This is a genomic window from Stenotrophomonas sp. STEN035 (assembly GCF_056759935.1).
The window spans coordinates 1-11,301 of the sequence record NZ_JBRRDY010000062.1; the positions used below are offsets into that span (position 1 = coordinate 1).

Sequence of the window (11,301 nt, forward strand, 5' to 3'; positions counted from 1 at the left end):
GTTCTGCTTTTGCTTTGGCTTTGGCTTTGGCTTTGGCTTCTGCTTTGGCTGTGGCTTTGGCTTCTGCTTTGGCTTTGGCTTTGGCTTCTGCTTTGGCTTCTGCCTTGGCTGTTGCTTTGGCTTCTGCCTTGGCTGTTGCTTTGGCTTCTGCCTTGGCTGTTGCTTCTGCCTTGGCTCTTGCTCTCCCCTCTCCCGCACGCGGGAGAGGGGTTGGGGTGAGGGCGCTTCTAGCTTCTCAGCTTTACGCTTCTGACCTGCCTTTCAGCTTCCGCCTCAGCGCGCCAACCAACCACCATCCACCGGAATGATCGCGCCGTTGACGTAATCCGACGCGCTCGAAGCCAGGAACACGGCCGTACCACCCAGGTCTTCCGGCTTGCCCCAGCGGCCGGCCGGAATGCGGTCCAGGATCGCCTTGTTGCGGTCTTCGTCAGCACGCAACTGTGCGGTGTTGTCGGTGGCCATATAGCCCGGGGCGATGGCGTTGATGGTCACGCCCTTGCCTGCCCACTCATTGGCCAGCAGGCGGGTGATGCCGGCAATGCCGCTCTTGGAAGCGGTATACGACGGCACCCGCACGCCGCCCTGGAAGGACAGCATCGAGGCGATGTTGATGATCTTGCCGCTGCCCTGGGCGATGAAGTGCTTGCCTGCAGCCTGGCTCATGAAGAACGCGGACTTGATGTTGACGTTCATCACGTCGTCCCAGTCCTTCTCGCTGAAATCCACGGCATCGGCGCGACGGATCAGGCCGGCGTTGTTGACCAGGATATCCAGGCGGCCCAGGCCGGCAACGGTCTCGGCAACCACGCGCTCGACCGGCTCGATGCTGATCAGGTTGGCTTCGATGTTGAGGAAGCGGCGGCCCAGCGCGCGCACCTTTTCGGCGGTCTCGTCGGCCGGGACGATGCCGGCGCCGGCAATGTCGGCACCGGCGGCGGCCAGCGCCAGCGCGATGCCCTGGCCCAGACCGGTATTGGCACCGGTTACCAGGGCGACCTTGCCTTCGAGACTGAATGGATTCGTCATGCTGTTCCTCTCCCAGAGCGGTAGTTCGATGGTGCTGCCGGCGGCGGGTGCCGGAGCGGGGCGATGGCACCGGAGCGGGTCCGGTCAGCGCATCTGTCCAGTGGCCCGCAACTGCAATCCGCGGGCCTGCCGGCCGATTCTAGCCAATTATGGAAACCGGTGTCATTTTGCACTGCAAAATAAGTTATTTCCTTTTTAAAACAGAAACTTGAGCTGGATCAGTCCTGTGGCGGCTGGCAGGAATCGCGCACGATCAGATGTGGGCGCACGCTGGCCATCGGCATGGCGGTCTTGCCCTCGGGCTGGATCAGCATTGCAGCCGCTGTTCTCCCGGTGTCACGGGTGTTGCGGCGTACCGAGGTCAGCGACGGCCACAGACGCGACGCCAGCGGGCTGTCGTCGTAACCAACGATCGACAATTCGCGTGGAATGCTGATGCCGGCACGCATGGCGACCTTGTAGACGCCGGCGGCCATTTCATCGTTACCGGTGAAGATGGCGGTCGGCCGTTGCTTGCCCAGCAGCAGCTTCTCGGCCGCGGCCACACCGGATTCGAAGGTGTAACCGGCCTCGATGATGCGCGCCGGCGGCAGCTCGATGCCACGCCGCTCCAGGGCTTCAAGGAAGCCAGCGGTGCGTTCATGCGCGGAGCGATAGGCAGTGGGGCCGGTGATCAGGGCGATGTCGCGGTGGCCCAGCGACAGCAGGTAATCGGCCGCTTCGGCAGCGCCGTCACGGTCGTGGGTGATCACCATCTGCGAGGTTTCATCCAGCGGCAGGGCGGCGATGCGGGTGAAGCGGCAGCCGATCTCGTCCAGCATGTCGGCCAGCGCCTGATCTTCGGACGCGCGTGGCACCAGGATCACACCGTGCAGCTTCTGCTGCTGCACGAAGCGCTTCACGCCCTCGATGTAGCCAGGGCTGCGGGTGTCGCAGGGGTGCACCACCAGCTCGAAGCTGGAGCCGCGCAGCGCATCCAATGCACCGTTCTGCATGTCCACCACGTATTGCGCGGTGGGGTTGTCGTAGACCATGCCGATCAGGAACGAGCGCCGGAACGCCAGCCCGCGGGCCAGCGGGTCGGGCGTGTAGCCGACCTCACGCATCAGCGCTTCCACCTTGTCGCGGGTGTCTTTGCGCACCAGCGGCGAGTTATTGATGATCCGCGAGACCGTCTTCTTGGAAACGCCCGACAGCCGCGCGATGTCGTTGATGGTGGCGGGCCGCCCCAGTGACTGGGGCGTGGCGGCGGCGTCGGCTTTCTTGCGCAAGGCGATGTCCTTGAAACCGTTCAATACATTCATTCTATCGGGCCGCGCTCAATCCAGTGCGCGGTAGCGGAACTGACGGAAGTGGACCTTGCCATTGCCGGCGGCGTAGATGGCCGGCTTCAGCGCAAGGAATTTCCCCGCCACATTGTGATGGTAGCCGGAGACTTCCATCTGAACAGGATACTTCTGCCAGGTCCGGCCGTCCTTGGAGCTGTGGATGGTGAGGATGTGGCGGTTGTTGGTGACCCTGAGCCAAAGCTTGCCGCCAGTGGCACTGGGCTGGGGCCGGGTGGGGCGCTCCTCGCCGTAGCGGTGCAGGATGAACTGCTCGCCATTGCTGCCCACGCCTGCGTACAGGCGGTCGCTGTAGAACAGCAGGGCGCCAGCGAAGGCACCGGGCTCGATGTCCATCTCCACTTCGAATTCGTAGGCGACGTCACCGGCGATGGCCGTCAGCGGTGAGGCATCGCGCGGGGTGCTGCCCTTGCCCTGCAGGCTCATGCCGTCCTTGTCGAAGGACAGGCGCTGGTACTCCTCGCGAGTCGGGTTGAAGAACGACCATTGCGGGCCGAGCTTGCCGCCCTTGAAGTCATCGGAGAGCGCCATGCCATGCGGTACCGCTTCACCGGACGGTTTGGCCAGCGGCGCACCCAGGTCACCGCCCTTGGCCACGAACCAGCCATCGTCGGTCCATTCGATAGGCTCCAGCAGCATCTGCCGCCCCAGCGTCCAGTAACCATTCTCGTAGCCGTGGTACATCATCCAGCCGCGGCCATCGGTGCCTTCGATCAAGGTGGCATGGCCACGCGACCACCACGGCTCGGCGCGATCGACGGTGCGGGTGATGGGGTTGTTGGGTGCGTTTTCCCACGGCCCGTGGACCGAGCGCGAGCGTGCGGTGATGACCATGTGCCCGGTCGGCGGACCGGCAGTGCCGCCAACGGCGGTGGTCATGTAATACCAGCCATTGCGCCGGCTGATCTTCGGGCCTTCCTGCGCATACGACTCCACGTCCCAGCTTTCCGGGTATCGCCAGCCGTCGTAGACATGCCTAGGCTTGCCGACCACGCTCAGGCCGTCGTCGCTGATCTGTACGTAATCGCCACCGGACAGGAACAGGTAGCGCTTGCCGTCCTCGCCCACGGCGTGGCCGGGATCGATATAGCCGGACAGGCCGATGTCGATCGGCTCGCTCCACGGGCCTTTGATGTCATCGGCCCAGACCACGAAGTTGCTGCGCGACTCACCGGTGCGCGCCGGGAAGTAGATGAAGTAGCGGCCCTTGTGCTTGATGATGTCCGGCGCCCAGATCGCGCCGACGTTGGTGGTGATGGCATGGCCCAGTGGCTGCCAGTTGACCAGGTCGCGCGAATGCCAGATCGGCAGGCCGGGATAGGCGTCGAAGGAGGACAGGGTGAGGTAATAATCATCACCGTCCTTGAGCACCGATGGATCCGGGTGGTCGCCGGCCAGCACCGGGTTGAGGAAGCTGCCATTGCCCAGATCGGCCATGCGCTGGTGCTCGATGCCACGCTTCGGGCTGATCGGTGCATCGGCGGCCCAGGCCGGCACGGCGGCCAGCAGGCATGCGGTGGCCAGCGCGGCCAGGGTACGGGTCACGTTCATCGACATCTCCAGGTTGAAGGCGCGGCAGATACGCCAGCGTCAAACCACGGCTGCGGACAGGCGCGAACCTGTCCGCAGCGTGCATGCATCAGCTACGCAGCAAGGCCGGCAGCCACAGCGACAGTTCGGGGAAGAAGGTCACAATCAACAGCACCACCAGCCCGGCCATCCAGAACGGCCAGATGGTCTTCATGCTTTCGCCGACGCTGATCTTGCCGATGGCAGTACCGATGAACAGCACCGAGCCCACCGGCGGCGTGACCAGGCCGAGGCCACCGGTCAGCACCAGCACCAGGCCGAAGTGGATCGGGTCGATACCATAGGCCTTGGCCACCGGCAGGAAGATCGGCGTGCAGATCAGGATCATCGGCGCCAGATCCATGAAGGTGCCCAGCAACAGCAGCATCACCACGATCATCAACAGCACCATGTACTTGCTGTGGGCGAAGGACTGCAGGAAGTCCACCGCCGCTGCAGGCACCTGCAGGTAGGCCAGCAGCCAGCCGAACACCGCAGCGGTGGCGATCACGAACAGGATCACACCGGTGCTGCGTGCCGCGTGGATGACGGTCTCGAAGAACTCCTTGATGCGCAGCTGGCGGTACAGCACGGTGGTCACCAGCAAGGCGTAGACCACGGCGATGGCGGCCGATTCCACCGCGGTGAAGATGCCGGCGCGGATACCGAAGAAGATCAGGCCGACCAGGCCGAGGCCGGGCAGGGCGGCAACCAGTCGCAGCAGCACCGCGCGCCAGCCCGGGAAGGCTTCCACGCCGTAACCGCGACGGCGCGCGACCACGTAGCCGGTGATCATCAGCACCAGCGTCATCAACAAGGCCGGCACGATGCCTGCGGCGAACAGATCGGCAATGGACAGGCCACCACCGGCCGCGGCCGAGAACAGGATCAGGTTGTGCGAGGGCGGTACCAGCAACGCCACCAAGGCGGCGGTGATGCTGACGTTGACCGCGAAGTCACGGTCATAGCCACGCTTGACCATCTGCGGAATCATCGTGCCACCAACCGCCGAAACGTCGGCGATTGCCGAACCCGACACGCCGCCGAAGAACAGCGAGGACAGGATAGAGACTTGGCCCAGGCCGCCGCGCAAGCGCCCGACCAGCGATGAGGCCAGGGAAATCAGACGCTCGGAAATACCGCCGCGCATCATGATTTCACCGGCAAAGATGAAAAGCGGAATGGCGATCAGCGAGGCCGAGCCGGTACCGGCGGAAATCTGCTGCACCAGCACGATGCTGGGGATATCCAGATACAGCAGGGTGGCCAGCGCAGCCGCGGCCAAGGCATAGGCCACCGGCACGCCGATCAACAGCAGCACGCCGAACACGAGGAAAAGAATAGCGATACCCATGACTCAGCGGTCCCCTTCAGCAGCGTTGGCAGACTTGCCGGCGCCTGCGCGCAGCGACAACAGCAGGCGATTGAGTGCGAACACCGCCATCAGCGCGCCACCGATGCTCAGCGGCAGGTAGTTCACGCTCTGCGGCAGGTTGGCACCGGCGGTCTTGATGTGCAGGCCGTCCAGCCACAACACCCAACCCCACCAGGCGAGGAAGCCACCGATGGTGCCGACAATCAGCGGCACCAGTGCATCGATCAGCCGCTTGACCAGTGGATGCATCTGCTCGGCCAGCAGGAAGAAGCCGAAATGGCGGTTGGTATACACACCGGCTGCCGCACCCATGCTCATCGTGGTGCTTAGCAGCAACAGCGTGACCGGCTCGGTCCAGCTCGGCGAATCATTGATCACGTAGCGGGCGAAGACCTGCCAGCCCTGCACCACCACCAACCCGAGCAGGGCGGCGACGGCGATGTAGATGACCACGTCGGCGAGTTTCTCCAGCACGCGCTGGAGTCCTGCCGGGGCCGCTTGTACGTTGGAATCAGACATCGGTACGGCCCCCTCAGGCGAAGTCGCGGATGCGACGGTGCAGCGCGGCGATATCGGCCTGCTGCAGGTAGTCACGCAGCAGCGGTTCGGCAGCGGCGCGGAACGCCGGCATATCGACAGCGTTGAACTTCACCCCGGCTGCCAGTACTGCCTCGCGCGCTTTGTCTTCGGACGCATCCCAGGCAGTGCGCATCACCTGCACCGATTGCCGCGCCAGGTCGATCATCAGGCGACGATCGGACGGTGTCAGCGCATCCAAGCTGCGGCGCGACATCAGCAGGATGTCCGGCGCATACGAATGCTGGCTTTCCGACCAGTAATGCGCGGCCTCGAAATGGCGACTGGAATGGAAACTGCGCATGTTGTTTTCGGCACCGTCGATCATGTGCGTCTCCATGCCGGAGAACGTGTCGCCCAGCGACATCGGCGTGGGGTTGGCACCGAACAGACGCATCAGCTGCAGGAAGATGTCCGAGTTGGCCACGCGCAGCTTCAAGCCGTGCAGGTCCTTGGGCGTGATGATCGGGTGCTTGGTGTTGTAGAAGCTGCGCGCACCGGAGTCATAGACCGCCAGGCCGACCAGTTCGCGGGTTTCAAAACCCTGCAGCACCGCATCGGCAATGCCGCCGTCCAGCGCGCGGCGCATGTGCGCAACCGAGTCGAAGACATACGGCAGGCACAGCGCGCGGGTCAGCGGGAACGCATTGTTGAGTGCACCGGAATAGACGCGGGTGATGTCGATGGCACCGAAGCGGGCCATGTCGATTGCCTCGGACTCACGACCGAGCTGGCCGGAGTGGAACTGGTTCAAACCCAGGCGGCCGCCGGTTGCGCGCAGCAGCTGTTCGCCGATCCACTTCACCGCAGTGACCGTCGGGTAGTCGGCCACATGCACATCGGTGGCGGTCAGCAGCTGACTGCCGCCGGCCGCACCTTTGCTGCCGCCAGAGCAGGCGGCGAGTACCGGCATGGCCAATGCCCCCATGCCGGTTTTGAGAAAGCCTCTTCGAGTAACCATAGCGCCCTCCAACGCGTTGCTACCGTGGCGGCCGGGATTACCCGGCGGGCACGGCCTTGCAGGAAATGTCGCCGTAACCGGCGAAGCGAATCAATGCCTGCTGGCCCACGGCGATGTCGTGGATGCCGGTAGCATTGCCGGTAGCGATCAGTTCGCCCTTCTTCAGCGGCCGGCCACGCTTGGCCGAACGCGACAGCGCGAAGGCATAGGCCGCGCGCAGGCCACCAGGCAGGGTGGTGGCGCCACCGGTGCCGACCACGACACCGTCGATCTCGGTCTGCGCACGCAGCTCCGGTTCGTCGCAGCGGGTCCAGTTCGGCACTTCGGCGCCCAGCACCAGGCCGTTGTTGTTGCCGAAATCGGACACCACCACGCGCGGGCCGAGCACATTGATGGTCTTCAACGGGCTGCTGGCCACTTCCACGCCGATGAACAGACGCGCCGGCAGCGCTTCGGCTTCTTCCGGGGTCCAGTCGAGCTTGTCGGCCGGTGCATCGGCCAGCAATTCCAGCACGTATTCGGCCTCCACCGCGGCGAAACCGCCTGCGGCTGCAAATACCGGGATCTCCACGATGCTACCGGTAGCATTCCAGAGATTGCGTTTGAAAATCGGGCCGAGCAGGCGATCGTCGCCGGAGCTGTCGCGGCGCTCGGCGGCGATATAGCCGACCTTCCAGCCAACCACGCTGTCATCCCAGCGGCCGATCGCCAGATCCTGCACCTGATAGGCGGTGACCAGATCGTCCGGGATGATCCCGGGGAAATCCGGAAGCGAACGGCCGTCGCGGCGTGCTTCCACAAAAGTGCGGGCAATCTCGTCCAGCGCGGCTGGCGCCTGCGGCTGGCTGCCTTGGTCGTTGCTCAAGTGCGTCTCCTGGTGACTTTGCTGCACTGCCCATCGACAGTGCTGTGACTGGCTGTATAAGGTAAACCGGTGTCATCTGACAATGTGCACTGCACCAGAAGCTGTACCACGCCCTCGACCCAGACCTGACCGTTACGCCCATGATTCGATTGAAACCCTTGTTGCAGCTGGCTTTCGCCGCTTTTGTCGGGCTGCTTCCTGCAACCCTAATGGCCGCCTCCGATGGTGAACCCGCAGCGGGGTCGGCCGACCGTATCGCGCTATGGCCGCAGGGTATGGCACCGGGGGACAAGCCGCTGTCGCTGGCGCAGCGCATCGTCGAACGCAGCAGCGATCCGGCGCTGCCGGACCGCTATATCGACCATGTCAGCGCACCGTATCTGGTGGCCTATCGCCCGGCCAAACCCAATGGCAGTGCCTTGCTGGTGATCCCCGGCGGCGGCTATCAACGCGTTGTGCTGGACAAGGAGGGCACGGCGCTGGTGCCGTCCCTGGTGGAGCAGGGTGGCGTAACCCTGTTCGTGTTGCGCTACCGGCTGCCCGGCGAAGGTCGTGCCGATCGCGAAGCGGCGCTGGCCGATGCGCAGCGTGCACTGCGGCTGATCCGCCACCACGCCAAGGACTGGGGCCTGGACCCGCAGCGTATCGGCACGATGGGTTTCTCGGCCGGCGGCCACCTGGCCGCGCGGCTGGGCAACGGCTTTGACCGCAACGTCTATCCGCACAGCGACGCAATCGACGCGGAAAGCGCACGCCCCGACTTCCAGCTGCTGATGTACCCGGTCATCACGATGCGCGGCGACGACGTGCATGCAGGCTCACGCGACCGCCTGCTCGGCAGCGCGCCCAGCGACGAACTGCTGCAGCACTACTCGATGCAGCTGCAGGTCCGCGCCGATACACCGCCAAGCTTCCTGCTGCATGCCGCCGATGACGACGTAGTACCGGTAGGCAACAGCCTGCTGTTCTACAACAGCCTGCGCAGTGCAAACGTCAGCAGCGAATTGCATCTATTCCCACACGGCGGCCACGGCTTCGGCACACGCGGCACCACAGGCCTGACCACCGCCGCCTGGCCACAACTGGCCCTGAGCTGGATGGCATCGCAACAGCAGCCCAGCCTTTAAAGCCCCTCTCCCACCGGGAGAGGGGTTGGGGAGAGGGCGAACCGCGCCCAATCCCCAACATCCCAGGACACCACCATGCCGCAAACCCCGAACAACCAAGCCCGCCGCAGCTTCCTCCAACAAACCACCCTGCTGGCCGCAGCAACCAGCCTTGCCACCCTAAGCAACACCAGCTGGGCCAACACCCCAGCCAGCCCGATCGCCCGCATCCGCAGCGGCCGCCTGGCCGGCCAAACCGAGAACGGCACACACGTATTCCGCGGTATCCCCTATGGCGCCGACACCGCGCCACGCCGCTTCCAGTCCGCCCTGCAGGAACAAGCCTGGCGCGGCATACGCGATGCGTTCGAGTACGCAGCCGCCGCCCCGCAAACCGGCAGCGAAGGCCCGGGCAGCGAGGACTGCCTCTACCTCAACGTGTGGACGCCTGCACTGCGCGACGGCGGCAAGCGGCCGATCCTGTTCTACATCCATGGCGGCGCCTACAACAACGGCTCCGGCAGCGACCCGCTGTATGACGGCGGCAACCTGAGCCGACGCGGCGACGTGGTGGTGGTGACGGTCAACCACCGCCTCAATCTGTTCGGCTATCTGTACCTGGCCCAGCTCGGCGACGAGACCTTCGCCGACTCCGGCAATGTCGGCCAGCTCGACCTTATCCAGGCACTGCAGTGGGTACGCCAGCACGCCGCCGAGTTTGGCGGTGATGCCGACAACGTCACCGTGTTCGGCCAGTCCGGCGGCGGCGCCAAGATCGCCACGCTGATGGCGATGCCGGCGGCCAAGGGCCTGTTCCACCGCGCCTGGACGATGAGCGGCCAGCAGGCCACCGCCGCCGGCCCGCGCGCGGCCACACAACGTGCGCAGCTGGTGCTCGATCACCTCAAGGCCGATCCGGCCGCACTGCGACGCATGCCGATGCAGCAGCTGCTCGATGCGGTGAAAGTGCGCGATCCATCGCGCGTGGAGAACAGCAGCCTCTATGTCGGCCCGGTGCTGGATGCACGCAACCTGCCGGTACATCCGTTCTGGCCGCAGGCGCCGCAGCAGTCAGCGACCATCCCGATGGTGATCGGCAACACCCATGACGAAACACGCGCCTTCCTCGGCAACGATCCGAAGAACTTCGAGCTGAGCTGGGAGGAATTGCCGGCCAAGCTCGAAGCCCAGCAATACGTGGACCTGCTGCCATCGGTGGTGATTGCTGAGTACCGCCGCCTGTATCCGCAGTACACACCGTCGGAAGTGTTCTTCGCCGCCACCACCGCCGGACGCTCCTGGCGCGGTGCGGTGGAAGAACTGGAAGCGCGCGCACGCCAGGGTGCACCGACCTGGGCGTACCAGCTGGACGGCTATGACCGCGATGGCGACGGCGCCAGGCTGCGCGCCTTCCATACCCTGGACATCCCGCTGGTGTTCCACAACAACGCCCAGCCGGGTTCCCGCACCGGCAGCGGTGCCGCGATGCAGCAGCTCGCCGACACGATGAGTGATGCCTTGCTGGCCTTCGCACGGCACGGCGATCCCAATCACGCCGGCCTGCCGCAGTGGCAGCAGTACGGCCTGGAACGCCGACAAACGCTGCTGTTCGACACACAAAGCCGGCAGATGGACGACCCACGTGGCGGCGAACGTCGGCTCTACCAGCAGGCGCCCTTCATCCAGCGCGGCACCTTCTGAGCTGGTTGGCAGATAGTTTCAACGGAATCTTTACCTGCCTTGCCTAGACTGCGGCGATGACATTGCAATCGCCGCATCCCGAATTCGCCGGCCGCCAGCGCCTGCTGGACGGTATCGACGCCGCCTTGCAGGCCAGCGATACCCACAGCACGGTCGCCCAGGTGCAGGCTGTGCTGGAACGCGCCATCCGCGATCCGCAGATCGTACTGCCGGCCTGTGTGCATGCAGCGGTGCACGGCCACTACGCGCGCCGCGAGATCTACCGCAGCCCGGAACATGGCTACAGCATCATCGCCATGACCTGGGGGCCGGGGCAGGGCACGCCGCTGCATGACCACGATGGCCTGTGGTGCGTGGAAGGCGTGTGGCAGGGCAGCTTGGATATCACCCCGTACCGGATGCTGGAGCGCGATGGCGAGCGCTACCGGTTTGCACCGCGTGATTGCCTGCATGGCTGCAAGGGCAGCGCTGGCAACCTGATTCCACCGGATGAATTCCACACGCTGCGCAACAGCGACACCGAGCGGATTGCGATCTCGGTGCACGTCTACCAACGCGTGATGGAGCGCAGCCACGTATTCCAGCCGATCGATGATGCGCCACGCTGGTATGCGCGTGAGTGCAGAGAGCTGGGGCTGGATGCGTGAGCCGGCGGCTTTTGTAGGAGCGGCGTAAGCCGCGAAGCCGGCAATCCAACCGACATCGGTAGTGGCGCGGCCGGAGCGGTAGCCCAGCTGAGACAGGATGACGCCAGCAGAGAGGAGCTCGCCGAG

11 protein-coding genes are annotated in these 11,301 nt (G+C 64.8%); 4 read left to right on the forward strand and 7 right to left on the reverse strand.

The genetic code is table 11. The annotated features are described in order from the left end of the window. A partial coding sequence (locus tag ACVOLL_RS20125) for a hypothetical protein (protein WP_481514507.1) occupies positions 1-308 on the forward strand: 308 nt, incomplete at its 5' end. On the opposite strand, the gene kduD is transcribed toward ACVOLL_RS20125, so the two are convergent. The 7 genes from kduD to ACVOLL_RS20160 all read right to left on the reverse strand — a co-directional run bounded on the left by kduD (position 274) and on the right by ACVOLL_RS20160 (position 7,721). Further along, entirely contained in the window at positions 274-1,029 is a 756-nt protein-coding gene (kduD, locus tag ACVOLL_RS20130) for a 2-dehydro-3-deoxy-D-gluconate 5-dehydrogenase KduD (protein WP_282270993.1), read from the reverse strand. The genes ACVOLL_RS20125 and kduD overlap by 35 nt on opposite strands. A 218-nt stretch (positions 1,030-1,247) precedes the next feature. Continuing rightward, positions 1,248-2,333: a LacI family DNA-binding transcriptional regulator gene (locus ACVOLL_RS20135; protein WP_481514508.1), complete on the reverse strand. Its 1,086-nt coding sequence runs from the start codon at positions 2,331-2,333 to the stop codon at positions 1,248-1,250. 15 nt (positions 2,334-2,348) lie between these two features. Next, positions 2,349-3,926: a family 43 glycosylhydrolase gene (locus tag ACVOLL_RS20140; RefSeq protein WP_481514509.1), complete on the reverse strand. Its 1,578-nt coding sequence runs from the start codon at positions 3,924-3,926 to the stop codon at positions 2,349-2,351. Positions 3,927-4,014: 88 nt separating this feature from the next. Next, a complete protein-coding gene (locus ACVOLL_RS20145) occupies positions 4,015-5,298 on the reverse strand; it encodes a TRAP transporter large permease (protein WP_481514510.1) in 1,284 nt (427 codons plus the stop codon). 3 nt (positions 5,299-5,301) lie between these two features. Then, entirely contained in the window at positions 5,302-5,838 is a 537-nt protein-coding gene (locus tag ACVOLL_RS20150; protein WP_481514511.1) for a TRAP transporter small permease, read from the reverse strand. A gap of 13 nt (positions 5,839-5,851) precedes the next feature. Next, positions 5,852-6,856, reverse strand: coding sequence for a TRAP transporter substrate-binding protein (locus ACVOLL_RS20155; protein WP_481514512.1), 1,005 nt, complete (start codon positions 6,854-6,856; stop codon positions 5,852-5,854). Between the two features lie 37 nt (positions 6,857-6,893). Beyond that, entirely contained in the window at positions 6,894-7,721 is an 828-nt protein-coding gene (locus tag ACVOLL_RS20160; RefSeq protein WP_481514513.1) for a 2-keto-4-pentenoate hydratase, read from the reverse strand. A 140-nt stretch (positions 7,722-7,861) separates the two neighbouring features. On the opposite strand from ACVOLL_RS20160, the gene ACVOLL_RS20165 reads away from it, so the two are divergent. From ACVOLL_RS20165 to ACVOLL_RS20175, 3 genes are all read left to right on the forward strand, one after another. Continuing rightward, positions 7,862-8,848 carry an alpha/beta hydrolase gene (locus tag ACVOLL_RS20165; protein ID WP_481514514.1) on the forward strand — a complete coding sequence of 329 codons (987 nt, stop codon included), beginning with the start codon at positions 7,862-7,864 and terminating at the stop codon, positions 8,846-8,848. Positions 8,849-8,923: 75 nt separating this feature from the next. Further along, positions 8,924-10,528 carry a carboxylesterase/lipase family protein gene (locus ACVOLL_RS20170; protein ID WP_481514515.1) on the forward strand — a complete coding sequence of 535 codons (1,605 nt, stop codon included), beginning with the start codon at positions 8,924-8,926 and terminating at the stop codon, positions 10,526-10,528. 56 nt (positions 10,529-10,584) lie between these two features. Next, complete coding sequence (locus ACVOLL_RS20175; protein WP_481514516.1) at positions 10,585-11,175, forward strand: cysteine dioxygenase family protein; 591 nt, start codon at positions 10,585-10,587, stop codon at positions 11,173-11,175. The last annotated feature ends 126 nt before the right edge of the window (positions 11,176-11,301 follow it).

Bases quoted from the DNA above. Each gene is read 5' to 3' on its own strand.
- kduD (WP_282270993.1), bottom strand. From the start codon at position 1,029: ATGACGAATCCATTCAGTCTCGAAGGCAAGGTCGCCCTGGTAACCGGT.
- ACVOLL_RS20135 (WP_481514508.1), bottom strand. From the start codon at position 2,333: ATGAATGTATTGAACGGTTTCAAGGACATCGCCTTGCGCAAGAAAGCC.
- ACVOLL_RS20140 (WP_481514509.1), bottom strand. From the start codon at position 3,926: ATGAACGTGACCCGTACCCTGGCCGCGCTGGCCACCGCATGCCTGCTG.
- ACVOLL_RS20145 (WP_481514510.1), bottom strand. From the start codon at position 5,298: ATGGGTATCGCTATTCTTTTCCTCGTGTTCGGCGTGCTGCTGTTGATC.
- ACVOLL_RS20150 (WP_481514511.1), bottom strand. From the start codon at position 5,838: ATGTCTGATTCCAACGTACAAGCGGCCCCGGCAGGACTCCAGCGCGTG.
- ACVOLL_RS20155 (WP_481514512.1), bottom strand. From the start codon at position 6,856: ATGGTTACTCGAAGAGGCTTTCTCAAAACCGGCATGGGGGCATTGGCC.
- ACVOLL_RS20165 (WP_481514514.1), top strand. From the start codon at position 7,862: ATGATTCGATTGAAACCCTTGTTGCAGCTGGCTTTCGCCGCTTTTGTC.
- ACVOLL_RS20170 (WP_481514515.1), top strand. From the start codon at position 8,924: ATGCCGCAAACCCCGAACAACCAAGCCCGCCGCAGCTTCCTCCAACAA.
- ACVOLL_RS20175 (WP_481514516.1), top strand. From the start codon at position 10,585: ATGACATTGCAATCGCCGCATCCCGAATTCGCCGGCCGCCAGCGCCTG.